The organism is Polyangium mundeleinium, assembly GCF_028369105.1.
GTDB lineage: Bacteria > Myxococcota_A > Polyangia > Polyangiales > Polyangiaceae > Polyangium > Polyangium mundeleinium.
The window spans coordinates 964,409-982,009 of the sequence record NZ_JAQNDO010000001.1; the positions used below are offsets into that span (position 1 = coordinate 964,409).

Consider the following 17,601-nt stretch of genomic DNA (forward strand, 5'->3'; position numbering starts at 1 on the left):
TTCGGGCGGCGGCGGCGCGGAAGGCCCGGGATCGGCGTCGATTCACCGGGACCGCTTGCGGCGCGACCGGATTGCGAGAAGTGCCGGCGCCACCAGGAGGAGCCAGGCACCTTGCGCGGCGCCATTCGTCGTCGAGAGCGAGCATCCCGGATCATTCGCCGGATGGATGTTCACGGGATCGCCGCCCGTGCCACCATTGCTGCCGCCATTGCCGCCGCTGCCGCCATTGCCACCTGCGCCCGTGGAGGAGCCCGCGCCCGCGTCGTCGGGGACGCCCGCGTCCATTTCCACCGGCGAGGGCGGCACGTACGTGCTCCCCGCGGAGACGATCGTCACGACGAACCGCACCTTCGTGGGCGTGTACTGCGCAGCCGTCTCGGCACCGACGTTGTCCGCCGACGGCTTTCCGTTCTGCGTGTCCTTCAGGATGAGCGCAATTTTACCCGACCCGAGGGACCAGTCGACGGCGGTGCCGGGCGGCGACCAGAAATCCGAGAACTTCGTTTCCCAGTCGTAGACGCCCACGGTCGTGTAGGCGGGCGCCTGCCCGACGCATGCATACGTCGGCTGCGCCTCGAAACAGGCCTGGAAACGCGTGGGCGTTTCCGTCGGCTTCGTGTAGACCTCGAGGTGCATGTGTGCCGTGCCGGTCGTGTAATCGATCGGGCTCTTCCAGTTCGAGGGCGATCCGGCGCGCGGCTCGACGCGGTAATGGGAGTCCGGCATGTCGGCCGTGTGCTCGTACGTCTCGTCGACCACGACGAACTGCTCGGCCGCCGCGAGCGAGCTCCAGCACGACACGAACGCCGCGGCCGCGAGGAAAACGCCTGCGTACCGAGGCGCGCGCGAAATCGAACCAACGCTTCTGCTTTGCATGATTCGAGGCTATCCGATCTCCCGGTGGGCGTCGAGCGGGGCGAGCGCACGCGTCAAGGTGGCGGCGTCGACCTCGGCGATGGTGCTCGTATTCTGACCGGCCCAGAGGGGCGAGAAATCTCCGCTACCGTTGCGCTCGGCCTGGGCGCGTAACGGCGCGACGGCGGCGACCACCCACGGGAATGGCGGCGCGTCCGGGCTCATGGGGCCGAGCTCGCGCATGAGTCGATTCACGATTCCGCGGGCGGGCCTTCCCGAAAACAGGTTCGTGAGGGCGGTGTGATGGCGCGCGGCGCTCTTCAGGGCGGCTCGATGCACGGCGCTCGTATCGGCCTCGGGGCAGAGGAGATACGCGGTCCCGATCTGCACGCCCGCCGCGCCGAGCGCCATCGCCGCCCGGACACCGCGGGCATCGGCGATGCCACCGGCCGCGATCACCGGGACCTTCACCGCGTCGACGATCTGCGGCAGGAGCGCGAACGTGCCCATTTGCTCGGTGACGTCCGCGCGGAGGAAGTGGCCACGGTGCCCGCCCGCTTCGAGGCCCTGGGCGATGATCACGTCCGCGCCGTGGGCTTCGAGCCAGCGCGCCTCTTCCACGGTCGTGGCCGACGAGAGAACCTTGGCGCCCCAACCTTTGACCCGGGCCAGCAAATCGGCCGTTGGCAATCCAAAATGGAAGCTGACCACGGGCGGCGCGAATGCGGCGATGATGTCGGCGACGTCGTGCGTGAACGGCGCGCGCCCAGCGCCCGCAGGCGCGAGGTTCGGATCGATGCCGAGCTCCTCGTAATACGGCGCGAGTTTTTCCCGGAAGCGGGCCTCCTCGGCGGCGCTCGGCGTGACCGGCGTGTGGCAGAAAAAGTTCACGTTGAAAGGCCGACTCGTCCCGCTGCGGAGGGCCTCGAGCTCGCGGCGCAAGGCGTCGGGGCCGAGCATCGCGCAGGGGAGGGCGCCGAGCCCGCCCGCATTGGACACGGCCACGGCGAGCCGGCTCCCCTGGACGCCGGCCATGGGGGCCTGGAGAATGTCGTGCTCGATTCCCAGCAAATCGCGGATTCGCATCGGTCCCCTCACGTGTTCCCTCAACCCTTGGGCTCGTCCGGTGAGCACATCTGGAGCGCTTCGAGTGGCTTCGGTTCGGGTTTTTTCTTGGGCACGTCCCCGCGCTCGCAATCGTCCGGCGTGTAGCCGAACGCGCCGAGACAAACGACGTACCGGTTGTCGCACTGGGGCTCGCCCGAGAGAAAACAGCCGAGGTGGACCCGCGCGCAATAGCTGCAGGAATACCGCAGGGCGAGGGCGCGGCGCTCGGCCTCGTAACGCTCCCTTTGCGCTTCGAGCGTCTCCTCGGTGATCGACGTGCTGAAGAGCTGGGCGCGCCACGTGCCTTTCGTCGTGTTTCTTGGGGTCACGCGGAGAAGGATGCGCCCGTCTTCCTGGGGGCAAAAAGGCGTGATCGCCGAGACTTCGCGGTAGACGGGCACCCATATCCCGCCGTCATCGAAAAACTTCGCCTCCACCGCTGCTTCGGCGTCGATCGCGCCGTCGACGTCGTAGCTGCCTCGAAAGACGAGCCCGTAACAGCGGCCTCGATGCACGGGGATGCGCAACACCGAGACGCTTTCGGCCTTCCGATCGAGCGGCATGCCCTCGGGCGCGAGCGTGCCGACGAGGCGGGCGAGGCGCTCGCGGATGTCCACCTCGTCCTTTTCGAGGTAAAGCGCCATCGGGCAATCCGACGGCGAAAAGCCGACCGCACATGAGCCCGGATAGGGCCCGTTGCGGTCTTTCGGAACGCATTGCTTCGTCGACAGGCAGAAGCCGCAATATCCCCAATTGTTGCACACGCCGCACTGCGTGATCGCCCCGCACGAGGCCGCGGCCTGCGCCTGCTCTTTGGGCGTCGGGTCCGTGCCCGGAGGTCGCGGGGGCGTGGGCGAGAGCAAGGGCTGCGGCCCCGAAGGCGGCGCCTCGAACGGGCTCGCGCCCCGGAACGTGCCCGACGGCGAATCCTCCGCAAGCGGCGCGTTCGGGGGGTTCGCGGCGGCGCCCGGGCCCGCGGGCGTTTCGGGGGCGCTGCGTTTTGCCGCGTGCGGCGGCGCGGTTTGCGCGCTCGCGATCGGGGATCGCTCGGGATGCGGCGCGCTCGCGCACGCGGCGACGAAGGCCGTCACGGTGAGGATGCCGAGGGACGCGGTGGTATTGGCAGGCATGGGCGCGGGGAGAGCGGCTCGATGGTAGGCCGACCAGGGCTCCTCGGGAAGCCTCCCGGCGCGGCGGGATCGTTCGAGACGGTCGCCCTACCGTGATCCCTCTAGGCGGCCGCGCGCCGAGCAGGTACCGTATCCTCGACCTCGACCCCCGAGGTCGCTCCCCACGCTCGATCTCGCTCCCCGACATGACCTCCAAGCAACCCCAAGGCGGCACAGCGCAGGCGGACCGGGCGGCCCAAGACCGCGCACGCGGCCTGATCGATCGTGTGATCTCGGATCGGTACCGCATCCGTGAGCTCATCGCGATGGGCGGGATGGGCGCGGTTTACCGCGGCGAGCACCTGCTGCTGAAGAAGCGCATCGCGATCAAGATCCTCCACCCGGAGACGGAAAACCTCCCGGAGCTCGTCAAGCGTTTCGAGCGGGAGGCGATCGCCGGCGCGCACATCCAGCACCCGAACGTCGCGAGCGCGACCGATTTCGGCAAGCTGCCGGACGGGAGCTACTTCCTCGTCCTCGAGTACGTCAAGGGCAAGACGCTCAATCAGCTCTTGCAAGCCGGGCCGCTCCCGCCGCGCCGCGCCGCGCGCCTGACGCGGCAGCTCGCCTCGGCCCTCGACGCGATCCACCGCCTCGACATCGTCCACCGCGACCTCAAGCCCCGCAACATCATGATCGTCGACGGTCCGGCCGAGACCGTGAAGATCATCGACCTCGGCCTCGCGAAGGTGAAGGTCAACGAGCTGTCCGCGGGCGACAGGGAGCGGCAAGATTCGCGCGCCTCGATCGGCGACGAAGACGAGTACGGCACCCTGACCGTGGCCGGCACGATCTTCGGGACGATCGCGTATCTCTCGCCGGAGGCCGCCGACGGCATGGACGCGGTGGACGCGCGCAGCGATCTGTATGCGCTCGGCTTGATGTTCTACGAGATGCTCTCGGGCAAACACCCGTTCACCGCGGTGAACCCCGTCGAGCTCTTCATGCAGCACCGCTTTCAGCCGCCCCCGGCGATCTCCGAGCGCTGCCCGGGCGTGACGGTGCCAGCGCCCCTCGAAGCCGTCGTGCGGAAGCTGCTCGAAAAGCAGCCGGACAATCGATATCAGTCGGGGTTCGAGCTCGCGGGGGCGATCGACGAGGCATTGCGCGAGATGGGCCCCCCGGCCGAAGGCGAGGACGACGCGCCCCCGATGAGCGAGGGGTACGAGGGCGAGCCGAGCATGCGCACGTCGGTCCCCTCGATGCGGCCGCCCGTGCCGTCGCAAAGGCCGCCCGCGCTGACGTCGTCGCAAAAGCCGCCCGCGCCATCGCAAAGGCCTGCCTCGCCGACGTTGCCCTCGGAAGGCATGGACGCGCCCGTCTCGAAGCCGGCGGCGTCGATGCCGAAGCCGATTCTGCCATTGGCGCAGCCGCTGCCCGACGAACCGGTGAAGGAAAGGGCAGTCGAGCCGCCGCCGCCCGACGCGATCGAGCTCACGGAGGCGCCGGCGTCGCCCGCGCGAAAGAAGAAGTCGAAGGCGCCCACCGTGCTCACCATCGTGGTGGGTGTGGCGCTCGGTTGCGGCGCTGCGTATGCGGCCCTCGTGATGCAAAAGCGGAATGGGCCGACGCCGGTCACGCCGCAAGCGACGGTGACGGCGACGGCGTCGGCCGCGCCCAAGCCGACCGCGTCCACGGCCACGCCGGCGCCGTCGGCGACCGAGGCCGCCCCCGCGGCGACGGCGTCGGCCGCGCCCGAGCCGGCCGCGTCCGCGGCGGTCCCCGCGTCCACGATGTCGGCGGAGGCCATCGACGGCGCGAAGAGAAAATTCAAGGACGCATTCCGGTACCAGGACTGGAGGGGCGCGAGCCGCGTGGTGATCGATCTCGGCAAAAGCGCGCCCGAGGCGTTCAAAGATCGCGAGTTCTCGCAGCTCGTGCAGGGCCTCGCCATTCAGCTCTCGCGGGAGAACGCGGACGCGGAGCTCCTCGATCTCTTCGCGAACGACCTCGGGAGCGACGGGCTCGACATGCTCTACGCGTTCGTCGAGGGACAAGGAAAAGCGCCGATCGCCGTGGCCTCCGGGAAACTCCTGCAGGACGAGACGCGGCTCACGAAGGCGTCGCCGGCGATGCGCATCGCGCTCGACCTGCGGAATGCCACGTGCGTGGACAAACTCACCCTGCTCGACCGCGCGCAAAAGGACGGCGATTTCCGCGCGCGCCTCGTGCTGGAGACGCTCGGGCGCGCGTGTTTCCCTCAGAACCCGAACGTCGAGAAGGTCATTTACGACCTCCGGACGCGGTTCCCGAAGCGGTGACGGTCATTTCTCGGAGGTGACCAAAAGCTCGGGGTCGATCCGGACCTCGAAGAAATTCATGCGCCAATCGAGGTGTGCGCCGTTCGTGCGGCCGGTCATCCCCACGCGCGCGACGGTCTGACCCTGCTTCACCTCGTCTCCCACCTTGGCGGCGAAGCCGTTCAGGTGGATGAAGGTCGAGGTCAAACCCTGCCCGTGGTCGATGATGAGCGTATCGCCGCTCAACGGGAGGTTTTTCTCGGCGAACACCACCGTACCGCAGGCCGGCGCGCGCACCGGCGTCCCGGTGGGCACGGCGATATCGACGCCCCAGTGGATGCCGCCGTCCGTGCCATTGAGCAGGCGCGGCTGCCCGTACCGCGAGGTGACCTTGCCCTTCGAGGGCCAGATGAACGGCTCCTTGAAGCAGGTTTTTTTCGTGTACTTCTTGCGAACCGCGTCGAGCTTTTGCTCGGCCTGCGTGAGCTTGACTCGCGTGGGCATGTCGAGCTCGACCATGTTCTTCGGCAGGTTGTCGATCTTGTCGGTCTCGAACGTGCGTTGCTCCACGTCGAACACGCGTTCGAGCACCTGACCGTCCTCGAACGTGATGGTGATCTTCTCCTGCTTCGGCGCGTTGCGCCCGAACGCGATCAAGAAGTCGCCCTCGTCGCTGACGATGGCCCGATGCCCGGGGAACGCCATTTTGCCCAATTTTCCGTCGAGCTTCGCGCGGAGGAGCCCGCCTTGCACGGCGCGCCCTTCGAGCGTGAGGCGGCTCGGATCGGCCTGCGGGGCGGCGTCCTGCGCGCCTGCGTCCGGAGGTTCGGCGCTCGCCGCGGCCGGGGCCGCAGAAGGGGCCGCGCTCGCGCTGGCCGTGGGCGCCGCTGCGGCGGCGGGCTCGGTCGAGGCGGACGGCGATGTCCAGACGACCGGTGCGGCCGAACTCGGGGGCGGCGCTGCCGTCGAATCTGCGGGCGATCCCGAAGGACCACCGCGCTCGCATGCCGTGAGGGCGAGGGTGCAGGCGAGGAGAGCGGTGATTCGCATGAGGGCATCGTGCCAGAGCCCGTGGACGGGCACGAGGCAAGAGCACGACGTCTGCGCCCGGTCGTCCGGGGCGCAATGGCAAAAGAAGGAAAAATATTCAATCGCGGTGAAACCGCTGCCGTGAGCGCTCCCGCGCTTTTTCGATCTCGATCGCGCGATCGCGCGGCTCCGCCGTCGTGGAGAGGGATTGCATCAGCACGCGCGCGGCAGCGGCGACGTCTTCCACGGCTTGTTCGAAGGCCGCCTCGTTCGCCCGCGATGGCTTGTTGAAGCCGCTCAGCTTGCGGACGAACTGCAGCGACGCCGCGCGGATCTCCTCCTCGGTGGCGGGGGGCTCGAAGTTGAACAGGGTCTTGATGTTCCGGCACATGGCGATCTCCAGGGTCAATCCGTACGAACCGAGGTGCGCGCGCAGGTGGCAGCGCGTTCGAGCAGGAGCGCGCGCTCGCGGGTGTTCCGCGTGAGGGACGCGGCGCGCTCGAACTCCACGCGCGCCTCGGCGTCGCGGCCGAGCTTCGCGAGCAGGTCGCCGCGGACGCTCGGCAAGAGGTGGTAGCTCGCGAGCGAGGGCTCCGAGACCAGCGCGTCCACGAGCACGAGCCCTGCGGCCGGGCCGAACGCCATGGAGAACGCGACGGCGCGGTTCAGCTCGACCACGGGCGAGTTCGTGAGCTCGACGAGCGCCGTGTAGAGCGCCGCGATGCGCTTCCAGTCCGTCTCCTCCGCCGTCCGCGCGCGCGCGTGGCAGGCAGCGATCGCGGCTTGCAGCGTGTACGGTCCCAGCGCGCCTCCGAGCGCCTCGGCGCGCGCGATGGCCGTGAGACCCCGGCGGATCAAGAGGTGGTCCCAGCGCGCGCGGTTCTGATCGAGCAGCAAGATCGGCTCGCCCTTCGGACCGACCCGCGCCCGCGCGCGCGAGGCCTGGATCTCCATGAGCGCGACGAGCCCGTGGACCTCCGGCTCCTTCGGCAGCAGCTCGGCCAGGATGCGGCCGAGGCGCAGCGCGTCCTCGCAGAGCGCGGGCCGCATCCAGTCGTCCCCGGCCGTCGCCGAATACCCCTCGTTGAAGACCAGATAAATCACCTGGAGCACCGACGACAAACGGGCGCCGAGCTCCTCGCCGCGCGGGACCTCGAACGGGACGTTCGCTTCGGCGAGGGTGCGTTTCGCGCGGACGATCCGCTGCGCCACGGTCGGCTCCGGGACCAGGAATGCGCGCGCGATCTCCTCCGTCGTCAATCCGCCGAGCAAGCGGAGCGTGAGCGCGACGCGCGCCTCGGTCGACAGCACCGGGTGACAGGCCGTGAACACGAGGCGCAGGAGATCGTCGCCCACGTCCTCGTCGATCGCGGCTTCGAGGTCGGGCACGGCCGCATGTCGATCGGCCTCGATCGTGTGGCCGAGCTCCTCGTGCTTGCGCTCGATGCGCTTGCTCCGCCGCACGAGATCGATCGCGCGGTGCTTCGCGGTGGCCATGAGCCAGGCGCCCGGGTTGTCCGGGATGCCCGATTCTGGCCACCGCTCCAGCGCGGCGACGAGCGCGTCTTGTGCGAGCTCCTCGGCGAGGCCGACGTCGCGCACGATGCGCGCGAGACCTGCGATGAGCTTGGCCGACTCGATCCGGAAGACTGCGTCGATCGCTCGGTGCGTAGCGGAGGCCGTCACGGCCCCCGATCAGAGCATCTTCTTCCGCCCGCGCAAGGGTTTGTCCCGTTACTTCTTCCCTTCGACCTGGGCGCGGAGGCGCTCCTCCGCCGCTCGGAGCTCGCCCGTGGGATCACTCGGCGCGAAGTCCTCCGTGGCGAACACCTGCCGGATCTCGACCTCGCTCTCCTCGAGCATGGGGTTCGGCATGCGCTTGACCCACTCGATGGCCTCCTCCTTCGACCGCACCTGCCAGAGCCAGAAGCCTGCGAGCAGCTCCTTGGTCTCGGCGAAGGGCCCGTCGATCACGGTCCTGCTATTCCCCGAGAACCGGACGCGCGCGCCTTTCGAGCTCGGGTGCAGGCCCTCGCCCGCGAGCATCACGCCGGCCTTCACCAGCTCCTCGTTGTACTTCCCCATCGCGGCGAGCATCTCCTCGCTCGGAAGAACGCCGGTCTCGCTGTCCTTGGTGGCCTTGACCAGAATCATGAACTTCATCGTCGTTTCTCCTTCTTGCCTTCAGCTACACGTCGAACGAACGTCCCTGGGATCGACACGCTCCTCTACTTTTTTTTCCAGAACGTGCGAAGCCACGTCGGGGCGGCCTTCTCGACGATGGCCATCATCTCGGGCGGAATGTCCTCCGCGCCCGTCATGGGCAAAATGGTGAGGATGTCGTCGTGGCCGATCCCCGTGGGGCAGCGCAGGGCCCATTCGATCGCTTCCTCGCGGCTGTTCACGTCGATCAGGTAAAACCCGCCGACGAGCTCCTTCGACTCCACGAACGGGCCGTCGAGCACGACGCGTTTTCCGCCCTTGTTCGCCACACGCGCGCCCTCCTGGGCCGGGTTCAGGCCCTCGGCCGTGACGAGCACGCCGGCCTTCGTCATGTCCTCGTTGAATTTCATGTAGGCGGCGATGAGCTCGTCGCTCGGCGGGGCTCCCTCGGTCTTCGGGGCGTTCGGGTCGGGGGCGGCGCAGATCATGAATCGCATGGTTGGGTCTCCTTGTTTCTCTGCTTGGTCGGACTGGGCTCCCCGACCGGGCTTCATGGCCACGACGAACCAGGGCAGGCCAGATCGACACGCCCCCAAAATTATTTTTGTCTGTCGGGCAAAACACTTAACCGTTTACGAAACTATTTCTTGACAACCCCGACCCGGGAACGATACTTAGGCACGTGCTTAACCAAAGCGCGTCCCTCGATCGTATGTTTCAGGCGCTCGCGGACCCGACCCGTCGGGTCATGATCGAGCGCTTGAGCCGCGGACCGGCCTCGGTGACTGAGCTCGCCGGGCCGCTTTCCATGTCGCTTCCCGCCGTGATGCAGCACCTGCAAGTGCTGGAGACGAGCGGCCTCGTGCGCTCGGAGAAGGCCGGGCGAGTGCGCACGTGTCGGCTCGAGCCCGCGGCGCTGCGGGCGGCCGAGCGATGGATCGCCGAACGACGCGCGAGCTGGGAGCGATGCTTCGACCGGCTTGGCGATTACCTCGCCGAGCACCCTGACGAACCCGAATCGAAGGATTGAATCATGACCGAACGATCTGTCACGCATACGACTTTTGTCATCGAGCGGTTTTTCCAGGTCTCGCCGGCGCGCGTCTTCGCGGCCTGGTCGACGGCGGAACAGAAGCGCAAGTGGTTCGGCTGTCATGAGGGCGCAACCCACGAGCTCGATTTCCGCGTCGGAGGCCGCGAGACGTATCGAGGCGGCCCGAAAGGCGGACCGATCTACACGAATGAGACGCGTTTTCAGGACATCGTTCCGAACCAGCGTATCGTCTACACGTACGACATGCTCCGCGACGAGACGCGGATCTCGGTGTCGGTGGTGACGATCGAGCTCAAGGCCGAGGGCAAAGGGACGCGGCTCGTTTTCACGGAGCAGGGCGCTTTCCTCGACGGACACGACGCGCCGGAGGGGCGCGAGCACGGGACGAAGGTCGTCCTCGACAAACTCGTCGAGGGGCTCGAGCGCGAGACGCACGCCGCCGCTTGACAGGACGCAGGCGGTGCGGTCGAGGCGCGTTGTGATCGCGATCGGAAAGGCGCGCCCGCCCACCTGATCGCGACCACACGGCCCAAGCAAAAACGCGTTGAATATCAAGCGCTTCTCCTGCTGATGGGGATGGCATGCCCTTCGCTCGTCCGGGCCCGCGTGCGTTCTTGCCCCCGCACGCCCGGTGCCATGCCTCGACCCATGCCCCCTTCCGTCAACTACCACCTGTGGAAGCCGTGCAACATGCGGTGCCGCCATTGTTTTGCGACCTTCGACGACATCGCAGCGACGGACCTGCCCCGCGGCCACTTGCCTCGTGCCGATTCCATCCGCGTCGTCGAGCTCCTCGCAGAACGATTCCGCAAGATCACGTTTGCCGGGGGAGAGCCAACGCTTTGCCCTTGGCTCCCGGAGCTCATCAGGGTCGCGAAAGAGCGTGGGGCCGTGACCATGCTCGTCACGAACGGTACCCGCCTCGCGGACGAGGTTCTCGCGTCGCTCCAGGGACGGCTCGATTGGCTCACGTTGAGCATCGACAGCGCCTCCGAGGATACACACGTCGCCCTCGGGCGCGCCGTGCGAGGCAACGCCATTCCCACCACGAGGTACGTCGAGATGATCGAGCGAGCCCGCGCGCTGGGAATGCGCATCAAGGTGAACACCGTGGTCACGGCGCTCCATGCCGATGAGGACATGTCCGATTTGATCCTCGCCCTCCGTCCGGAGCGATGGAAGGTCTTGCGCGTGCTGCCGATCGACGGCCAGAACGCCGGGCGCGTCGAGCCGCTCCTGTGCACCGCCGAGGTATTTCGTGCATTCGTCGCGCGGCACGAGCGCGTGCAGGAGCGCGGCATCACCCTCGTGCCCGAGGACCACGAGGACATCCTCGGCAGCTACGCCATGGTGGATCCTGCCGGCCGCTTTTTCGACGACATGGACAGCGTGCACCATTACGGCCGCCCGATCCTCGACGTCGGCTTGGAGGCTGCCTGGGACAGCGTTCGTTTCTCGCTCGCTCGGTTCCAGGGGCGCGGGGGAGATTATGCCTTTTGAGGCCTCATCCCTCCTCGGCGATCTTGCGCAGGAGCCGCAGGAGCTTCGCCCTGTCCACCCCGAGCCTCCGCGCGGCTTCGGACTTGTTTCCTTTGCACTCGGCGAGCACGCGATTGACCAGATCACGTGAGAGCGGCCGCGCGCCGGCGTCTCCCGCGGCCCCGCCAAGGATTTCGGCGACGGCGCGCAGGGTGATTCCGCCGCTCGGCTCCATGTAGGTCACGAGGAGGTCGAGCTCGCGCACGTTGGCGTGGAAGGGCGCGAGCATCAGCCGCTCCAGCGCTTCCACTTCCACCCGTCGCGGATCGAGCATGACCCCGCGCCTGCGAAAGAGATGTTCCAGAATGGCAAACAGGTCTTCGGGTCGCTCGCGGAGCGGTGGGATCTCGATACGCGCCAGAAATCTCGCATACAGGTCTCGCCGGAACGTCCCGGCTTCGATCATGTCCTCGATGTCGCGGTTCGTCGCGGCGACGAGGTGGACGTCCACCTTGAGCGGCTTGCTCTCGCCGACGGGCAAGACCTCCCGGTTCTCCAGGAGGCGAAGCATCTTCGGCTGCAGGTCGGGCGCGAGCTCGCCGAGCTCGTCCAGAAAAACCGTGCCGCGCGCGTGGGCGCGCAGGATGCCCTCACCCCCGTCCGCGCTGCCCGAGAACGCGCCTTTTTTCCAGCCAAACAGGTGCGCCTCGAAGACCGTGGCCGGCATTGCGGCGACGTTCACCGCGGCGAAGGGTTTCCCCGCACGGCCGAGCGCGCCCGTGACCTGCTCGGCCAGGAGCTCCTTGCCCGTTCCCGTCTCGCCCAGGATGAGCACGTTGGGCATGGGCCGATGGGCGAGCCGCGCGAGGTCTCTGCGCACGCCCCGCAATCCGAACGGCCCGACGAGCGCCCCGAGCGGCGCCTCCGGGGCGAGCGGGCCTTCGAATCGCTCCCGGAAGACGAGGAGCGTGCGGCCGATTCGCACGACGGCGCCGTCCTCGAGCGGCACGGCTTCTCGTGGGCGAAGCGCGTGGCCGCCGATGAACGTCCCGTTGCGGGAGCCGAGGTCCTCGATGTGGATGCGTCCTCCGGGTCGCGAGAATCGAAGGTGCTGGCCCGAGACCTCCCCGTCGATCAGGCCGCGCTGGGCGAGGAAGGCGCGGCCCATAGGCTCACGCGGGCCCGGCAGTGGAAGGGCGGCGAGCGTGGGGAACGCAGCGAGCAGGACAGGCTCACCGCCCGGACCATCGCCCCGCGCTGGCGGTCGATGCTCTTCCGTGGTGGTCTGGCTCATGGCGATGGATCGTCGAGGTAAAACGCGACGGGGATCTGCCTGTCGCCAATACGGAACTCCGTCCCGACACACAGCGCGGAGGTCAAGAGCCCTTTCGGGTGAAAGATATGGTTCCCTTGGGCGACCGTCTCGCCCCGTGAATCCTTGATCGTGATCTCCAGACCCGGCTTCTGCGAGAGCTGGCCGGCCGTCACGGAGAGACGTCGCTCCCGGGCGATTGTCCCGTCTCGCGAAGTGTCCGCACCTTGGGCCGCGGCGATACATTGCACTTCGCTTCGAGGATCGTCCGCGCGGCGGAAGCAGACCGAGAGGTCCGCCTGTCCGCCGCCGAGATGGGCGAGCCGCAGCAGGAACGGCCGAGCGTGAGGTAACATCTCCGCGCAGCGTCCGGGGACGTAGGGCCGGTCCGAGCTGCATTGCGCGCATTGATCTGGATTTTTCTCGCACCATGTCCCGCGCGTGTCCTTCCTCGCGGGATTGCAATCGGGCCCGCCGCAGCAGACGCCGGCGCGGTCTTGCTCGACGGCTTTCGGGGGCGGCGACTGCACGAGCGGCGTCGCGCTGGGGCTCGACGTCGGCAGCGACAGCAGCGGAACGTCGTCTGCGGCGAACTTCCCGGGGGGCTTCATGTAAATGGCTCCTGCGAGCAGCGCGATCGCCCCCGCCAGTGCGTACATCGCGCCCCGCGCCCCGCGCCCCGCGGGTTGGTCCCGACGCACAGGCGCCGACGAATGCCGCGGCGCTGGCATCGGAGCCGTCCTCGCGACCGGGGCCATGGGCTCCGTGCGCGGGACGAACGGTGCTGCGGCCGGCGCGTGGGGCTCGGTGCGCGAGGGAAGGGCGCCGTGCGGCGCGCGCCGGCTCGGCGGAGGCGCGCCCGTTTTCAGCACCGACGCGAGCGCGGCCCCGTGCTCCGGGCGATCCTCCGGCCTGAGCGAGAGGCATGCCGCGATGGCCGTGCCCCAGGGCCCGGACAAACTCGGATTCGGCCAGGGCCTCCGCCCCGCCTCGATGTCCGCGTACCTTTGCGCCATGGCCTCGAACGAGGCTGAAGGGCCGAGGCCTGCGGGGTGCGTGCCCCAGAGCAGCTCCCACGCGATGACGCCGAACGCGAACATGTCGCGCGCGCAGCTCTCCTCGGCCGCTGCGCGCCGGCTCGGGCGGAACAGCTCGGGCGCGAGATACCGCACGGTCCCGATCACGCCGCCCACCGCCGTCAAGCGCTGCGGATTGCCGATCGGAACGGCGATCCCGAAATCGACCAGCTTCACCGTTCCGGGCCGGTGCGGGGTTTCCCAGAACGCGTCCGTCACGAGCACGTTGGCCGGCTTCAGATCGCGGTGCGCGAGCCCGGCCGCGTGCACGTACGCGAGGACGTCGACCACCTGCGCAAGCGCGGCGAACCGATGTCCTTTCGACATCCGCCGATCGTGCATCGCTGCGTCGAGCGTGGAGCCCTGGACGAGGTCGAGCACGACCCCCACGAGGCCCTTGTCGAGATCCTCGAACAACGCGTGGCACGCGCAGAGCCCCGGGTGATCGAGCGCCGCGAGGATCTTCGCCTCGCGCCGGGCGCGCGCGAACGCCGCCTGCCCGGCCTCCGAGAGGTGAACGAGCTTCAAGGCTCGCGTGGCCCCTTCGTCCAGGGGATCGACCACCTGCCACACCGCCCCCTGTCCACCCTCCCCAAGGGGCCGGATCAGCGTGTAGCGATCGACACGGTCACCCGGACGCAAATCCACGTACTGCCGGTTACACCATTCAGCCAACGGAGGGAAGGCGGAAGGCAGGTCGAGCGCGGCGTTTGTCTGCGACGACGCCTGGGTCGGGCGGAAGAGACGGGAACATCCGTTGGGGCTCACAACATCGGCCGCGCCACGAAGTGGGCTGCTCGCGAGCGTTTTCGGCGTAGAATGGAGGTGTGAGGTCCGTGCCCCCGCGCGTCCTGGGCTCCGCGATCGTGATCGTCGCTGCGGCGTGGATCGTGGTCGCCGCCGCGCAGCGCGGGGCGCCTTCACGTCCGAACGAGGCGGCACCCGCCGCGCCGATGACGTCCGCGCTTCGCTTGGGAGCTCTGCCGGGGGTCGCGTCTGTGCTCGCGCCTGCGCCGCCGAGCGACGTGCCCGCGGCGGTGATCCCGGCGGAGGCGCCGAACGTGCCCGCGCGTTGTGCGCCGGAGCCAGCGATCGAGATGCGCGCGTCCGAGCCTCCGCCCGCCGCGGAGCTGTTTCGCCTCGCCAAGGAGAAACCCGACGCGCTCGGCTCGGCGTCGCTGGGTTCGCCCACGCGGGGATCGCTGTTCGGCGGCGTGGAGCTCAAGGACTCCGAGGGCATCCTGCGCGCGGGCGGTTATGGTTGGGGCACGGAGCTCGTCATTCGCTCGATCGAGCGCGCGGTGCGGGAGGTGCGGCGGTGTTTTCCGGGCTCACCCCAGCTTTATGTCGGCGACATCGCCCGCGAGCGCGGCGGCTGGCTCAAGCCCCACCGGAGCCATCAATCCGGCCTCGACGCCGATATTGGATATTATTACAAAACGCAGGCGACCTGGTACCAGCGCGCCACGGCGCAGAACCTCGACGTGGCGCGTACCTGGGCGCTCGTGCGGGCGCTGATCGAGGGAGGCCATGTCGAGATGATCTTCATCGATGTTTCGGTGCAGCGGCTCTTGCAAGCGCACGTCGCGACCCTGCCCGAGGGCGAGCGCCCGCCCGAGGACGTTTTTCCGACCCCCACGAAGCGGGACACGATCGTTCGCCACGCCTGGGGGCACGCGACGCATTTTCACGTCCGGTTCCGGGACCCGGCCGCGGTGGCGCTCGGGCATCGGCTCGCGGACATCCTGCCTCGGCTGCGGGGGGCGCGCCGGGCGCCACGGTAACGGGTTTTCCTTCCACGCTTGCCGCGGGCGCTGGGCGGCCCGAGAGATCGGCGCCTGGGAGGTGATCCGAATGGCAGGTCAGAATCAGGGGCCGAGCAAGCCGAAGGGCGAGGAAGCCGCGGAACAGGGCGTCCGGCAGGACATCGAGACCGTCGAGAGCGAGCGCCTCGCGCAGGAACACGTGCAACAGACCGGGTACGAGGGCGACCGGCCGGCGACGGGCGTGGTCAGTGACCGAGGGGACAGCCCGGGCGAGCCGTGGCGTCACGGCGTGCCCATCGATCGCGCGCATCCGCGCGGCCGCGGCGGGCGGGGATGAAGAAAGGGGAGGCTCAGGGAAAACCGACACCCTTGCAGGCGACGGGGTCGAAATACCCGTCCACGGCGCCGCACGTGCCGTCCCACGCCGTCCCCTTCTTGATGCAATACTTCCCCGCCGTATCACCGAGCCCGACGTAGGGGACGAGCTCCTTGCATTCGAAGTCGTCCGGGCAGTCGCAATAGTTCCCTTCGTCCGGTGCGCCTTCCGCAGGGCCGCAGCGGCAGGAACAATACACCGCTTGCTCCGGAGGGCGTGGCTTGCACTGGCCGCAGACGGCGCTCGAGACCGGCGCGTCCGAGCCGGGGACGCAGCAGCTCTTGCCCTCGTTCTCGAGCGCGTTCGCGCCTCCGCTCTGGCAGCTCCCGGGCACGTGGCAGACGTACTTTTTGCATTCCTTCGTGCCCACGTCGCACGTCGTGCCCTGGGGGCAATGGTTGTCCGCCGTGCACTCGCACGAGCTGCGCTCCGCGTTGCACGCGCCGCCGTAGTTCGCGCATTGCGAGACGCCCCCGTCCGCCGCGTGAGGATCACAAGGGATCGGGACGACGCCGGATTCGACGCACGATTGGTCCGGGCCGCAGCTTGCATCCAGGGGGCCCGTGCATGGGGTCGGTTCGGGTTGGCCGAGCGGGCAGCTCGTGCGGCCCTGGAAATTGTTGAGCAGGCAAATTCCGGTCTCGCATTGCTGGAAATCATTCGTCACGATGCTGCGCTCCGTGACCTTCGAGCCGGGGAATCGTGCGTCGAGTTCGACGAAAGGTACACACGGATTCCCCACGTCGCTCGACGTCTGGATGGGCTCGGCGACGATCACGTTGCAGCCGGGCAGGAGCCCGGATGCAGCGGAAAAGAGACCTGCGAGGACCATCGAAACGACGAAAGCACCACTTCGCAAACCATTTCGTAGCGACATGAGCACCTCTCCCCCGAACAGTCTCCAGAGCCTGCCGGCACGGCTCACGTCGCAGGCATTTTATTTCAATTCCAGGAGAGCTCGGCGCCGAGGGAGGGAGAGACGAAGGGCAAACCCCAGGTCGCCGCCACGCGACCGACGAATTGGACGACCGGACGCTGAGCCGTGACGCCGGTGAGCACGTCCGCCCGGATTCGAAGATGCGGCGTCACCGCATAGCCGAGCCCCGCGCGAAGGTACGGCGCGAAGGTGAAGAGCGTCTCGCTCGTCCCCGCATACGAGCGCGCAGGGCGGCCTTCGAAATGGAGCAGGACCGCCGAGAGGCCGGCGCCTACGTTCACGTTCCACGCGGCGCCGCGCGGCGCGAAGGATCCCCGAAACCCCACGCCGAGCAAGCCGATACGCGAGGTCGCCACGCCCTCGGGGCCGAGGAGGTTCGCCGGGACAACCGGGATCGATACGAAGGCGCTCATCCCGATCCGCTCGCTCGGTCGCAAGATGTGCATGGACGTATGGAGGAGCCCCGAGGGGCCGATGCCGCCCGGGCTCATCAGCATGGACGGCCCGAGCTCGAGCGTGAGGAGAGGCCGTTTGTTGGGGCGCGCGGCGGCAGGCGGCGCCTCGGCGGGGCGAGGGGCGAGGATCTCGCGAATGACCGCAGGCGGGGCCACCTCGCCGGGTGGGGGCCGCGGCGCGTCGAGCTCCATGAGGCTCGCGCGGAGCAGCTCCATCACCCGGAGCGCAATCGTGGCGCTGCCGCCGTGCGGAGGCTCGTGCTCCGCGACGAGCTCGCGGAGCACGGTTTTTCCGGTCATTCGGTCGACGATCCACACCTCGACGCCGGCGCTCGACGGGACGATCCGCACGGCCGCGACCGCGTCGCTCTTGCGCGCAGCCTCCTCCAGCGGCTCGCGCGCCGGCGGACCTGCCTCCATCTCCACGTCGAGGACCTCGAAATGGAGTGCCTCGAGCTCGGCGCGAATGCGCACCGCGATCCCCTCGTCCTTCGCAGGCGCGACGAGGACGATCCGTGGCTCGCCGTTCGCGCGCGCATCGGCGAGCGGGAGGGAAATCAGGGCGAGGAACACGCAAAGCGAG

The 17,601-nt window shown here is 68.6% G+C and carries 18 protein-coding genes; 6 read left to right on the top strand and 12 right to left on the bottom strand.

Features of this window, described 5'->3' with window-relative positions; translation table 11 throughout:
• Nucleotides 1-42: 42 nt before the first annotated feature.
• Genes POL67_RS04030 through POL67_RS04040 form a run of 3 tightly spaced genes read right to left on the bottom strand, consistent with a single transcriptional unit; the run spans nt 43 to nt 3,092 of the window.
• A complete protein-coding gene (locus tag POL67_RS04030) occupies nt 43-876 on the bottom strand; it encodes a hypothetical protein (protein WP_271915702.1) in 834 nt (277 codons plus the stop codon).
• A 9-nt stretch (nt 877-885) separates the two neighbouring features.
• On the bottom strand, nt 886-1,941 hold the full coding sequence (locus POL67_RS04035) for an NAD(P)H-dependent flavin oxidoreductase (protein ID WP_271915703.1): 1,056 nt from the start codon (nt 1,939-1,941) through the stop codon (nt 886-888).
• A gap of 20 nt (nt 1,942-1,961) precedes the next feature.
• Nucleotides 1,962-3,092, bottom strand: coding sequence for a hypothetical protein (locus POL67_RS04040; protein WP_271915704.1), 1,131 nt, complete (start codon nt 3,090-3,092; stop codon nt 1,962-1,964).
• Between the two features lie 185 nt (nt 3,093-3,277).
• On the opposite strand from POL67_RS04040, the gene POL67_RS04045 reads away from it, so the two are divergent.
• Nucleotides 3,278-5,392, top strand: coding sequence for a serine/threonine protein kinase (locus POL67_RS04045; RefSeq protein ID WP_271915705.1), 2,115 nt, complete (start codon nt 3,278-3,280; stop codon nt 5,390-5,392).
• 3 nt (nt 5,393-5,395) lie between these two features.
• On the opposite strand, the gene POL67_RS04050 is transcribed toward POL67_RS04045, so the two are convergent.
• From POL67_RS04050 to POL67_RS04070, 5 genes are all read right to left on the bottom strand, one after another.
• On the bottom strand, nt 5,396-6,421 hold the full coding sequence (locus tag POL67_RS04050; protein ID WP_271915706.1) for a M23 family metallopeptidase: 1,026 nt from the start codon (nt 6,419-6,421) through the stop codon (nt 5,396-5,398).
• A gap of 97 nt (nt 6,422-6,518) precedes the next feature.
• Nucleotides 6,519-6,791 carry a DUF2277 domain-containing protein gene (locus POL67_RS04055; RefSeq protein WP_271915707.1) on the bottom strand — a complete coding sequence of 91 codons (273 nt, stop codon included), beginning with the start codon at nt 6,789-6,791 and terminating at the stop codon, nt 6,519-6,521.
• Between the two features lie 14 nt (nt 6,792-6,805).
• Entirely contained in the window at nt 6,806-8,086 is a 1,281-nt protein-coding gene (locus tag POL67_RS04060) for an RNA polymerase sigma factor (RefSeq protein WP_271915708.1), read from the bottom strand.
• Between the two features lie 48 nt (nt 8,087-8,134).
• On the bottom strand, nt 8,135-8,563 hold the full coding sequence (locus POL67_RS04065) for a YciI family protein (RefSeq protein WP_271915709.1): 429 nt from the start codon (nt 8,561-8,563) through the stop codon (nt 8,135-8,137).
• Between the two features lie 65 nt (nt 8,564-8,628).
• Nucleotides 8,629-9,060, bottom strand: coding sequence for a YciI family protein (locus POL67_RS04070; protein WP_271915710.1), 432 nt, complete (start codon nt 9,058-9,060; stop codon nt 8,629-8,631).
• Nucleotides 9,061-9,275: 215 nt separating this feature from the next.
• Here POL67_RS04070 and POL67_RS04075 point away from each other — a divergent pair, with 215 nt between their 5' ends.
• From POL67_RS04075 to POL67_RS04085, 3 genes are all read left to right on the top strand, one after another.
• A complete protein-coding gene (locus POL67_RS04075) occupies nt 9,276-9,593 on the top strand; it encodes an ArsR/SmtB family transcription factor (RefSeq protein WP_271930732.1) in 318 nt (105 codons plus the stop codon).
• A gap of 3 nt (nt 9,594-9,596) precedes the next feature.
• On the top strand, nt 9,597-10,064 hold the full coding sequence (locus POL67_RS04080) for an SRPBCC family protein (RefSeq protein ID WP_271915711.1): 468 nt from the start codon (nt 9,597-9,599) through the stop codon (nt 10,062-10,064).
• Between the two features lie 201 nt (nt 10,065-10,265).
• Entirely contained in the window at nt 10,266-11,117 is an 852-nt protein-coding gene (locus POL67_RS04085; protein ID WP_271915712.1) for a viperin family antiviral radical SAM protein, read from the top strand.
• A 4-nt stretch (nt 11,118-11,121) separates the two neighbouring features.
• Here the strand turns inward: POL67_RS04085 and POL67_RS04090 are convergent, their stop codons facing one another.
• Nucleotides 11,122-12,390, bottom strand: coding sequence for an FHA and sigma-54 interaction domain-containing protein (locus POL67_RS04090; protein WP_271915713.1), 1,269 nt, complete (start codon nt 12,388-12,390; stop codon nt 11,122-11,124).
• On the bottom strand, nt 12,387-14,426 hold the full coding sequence (locus tag POL67_RS04095; protein ID WP_308789505.1) for a serine/threonine-protein kinase: 2,040 nt from the start codon (nt 14,424-14,426) through the stop codon (nt 12,387-12,389). Before POL67_RS04095 ends, POL67_RS04090 begins: the two co-directional genes overlap by 4 nt.
• On the opposite strand from POL67_RS04095, the gene POL67_RS04100 reads away from it, so the two are divergent.
• Both POL67_RS04100 and POL67_RS04105 read left to right on the top strand, forming a co-directional pair.
• The gene (locus POL67_RS04100) at nt 14,321-15,268 is read left to right on the top strand and encodes a penicillin-insensitive murein endopeptidase (RefSeq protein WP_271915715.1); all 948 of its coding nucleotides are present in this window, start codon (nt 14,321-14,323) and stop codon (nt 15,266-15,268) included. The genes POL67_RS04095 and POL67_RS04100 overlap by 106 nt on opposite strands.
• Before the next feature lie 70 nt (nt 15,269-15,338).
• Complete coding sequence (locus POL67_RS04105; RefSeq protein WP_271915716.1) at nt 15,339-15,587, top strand: hypothetical protein; 249 nt, start codon at nt 15,339-15,341, stop codon at nt 15,585-15,587.
• Between the two features lie 13 nt (nt 15,588-15,600).
• On the opposite strand, the gene POL67_RS04110 is transcribed toward POL67_RS04105, so the two are convergent.
• Complete coding sequence (locus POL67_RS04110; protein WP_271915717.1) at nt 15,601-16,503, bottom strand: hypothetical protein; 903 nt, start codon at nt 16,501-16,503, stop codon at nt 15,601-15,603.
• Between the two features lie 65 nt (nt 16,504-16,568).
• Nucleotides 16,569-17,591, bottom strand: coding sequence for a hypothetical protein (locus POL67_RS04115; protein WP_271915718.1), 1,023 nt, complete (start codon nt 17,589-17,591; stop codon nt 16,569-16,571).
• Nucleotides 17,592-17,601: the final 10 nt, after the last annotated feature.

Excerpts from the sequence above, each read along its gene's own strand:
- POL67_RS04070 (WP_271915710.1), bottom strand. The coding sequence starts at position 9,060 with ATGCGATTCATGATCTGCGCCGCCCCCGACCCGAACGCCCCGAAGACC.
- POL67_RS04080 (WP_271915711.1), top strand. The coding sequence starts at position 9,597 with ATGACCGAACGATCTGTCACGCATACGACTTTTGTCATCGAGCGGTTT.
- POL67_RS04040 (WP_271915704.1), bottom strand. The coding sequence starts at position 3,092 with ATGCCTGCCAATACCACCGCGTCCCTCGGCATCCTCACCGTGACGGCC.
- POL67_RS04090 (WP_271915713.1), bottom strand. The coding sequence starts at position 12,390 with ATGAGCCAGACCACCACGGAAGAGCATCGACCGCCAGCGCGGGGCGAT.
- POL67_RS04065 (WP_271915709.1), bottom strand. The coding sequence starts at position 8,563 with ATGAAGTTCATGATTCTGGTCAAGGCCACCAAGGACAGCGAGACCGGC.
- POL67_RS04030 (WP_271915702.1), bottom strand. The coding sequence starts at position 876 with ATGCAAAGCAGAAGCGTTGGTTCGATTTCGCGCGCGCCTCGGTACGCA.
- POL67_RS04045 (WP_271915705.1), top strand. The coding sequence starts at position 3,278 with ATGACCTCCAAGCAACCCCAAGGCGGCACAGCGCAGGCGGACCGGGCG.
- POL67_RS04075 (WP_271930732.1), top strand. The coding sequence starts at position 9,276 with ATGTTTCAGGCGCTCGCGGACCCGACCCGTCGGGTCATGATCGAGCGC.
- POL67_RS04110 (WP_271915717.1), bottom strand. The coding sequence starts at position 16,503 with ATGTCGCTACGAAATGGTTTGCGAAGTGGTGCTTTCGTCGTTTCGATG.
- POL67_RS04055 (WP_271915707.1), bottom strand. The coding sequence starts at position 6,791 with ATGTGCCGGAACATCAAGACCCTGTTCAACTTCGAGCCCCCCGCCACC.
- POL67_RS04050 (WP_271915706.1), bottom strand. The coding sequence starts at position 6,421 with ATGCGAATCACCGCTCTCCTCGCCTGCACCCTCGCCCTCACGGCATGC.
- POL67_RS04035 (WP_271915703.1), bottom strand. The coding sequence starts at position 1,941 with ATGCGAATCCGCGATTTGCTGGGAATCGAGCACGACATTCTCCAGGCC.
- POL67_RS04105 (WP_271915716.1), top strand. The coding sequence starts at position 15,339 with ATGGCAGGTCAGAATCAGGGGCCGAGCAAGCCGAAGGGCGAGGAAGCC.
- POL67_RS04085 (WP_271915712.1), top strand. The coding sequence starts at position 10,266 with ATGCCCCCTTCCGTCAACTACCACCTGTGGAAGCCGTGCAACATGCGG.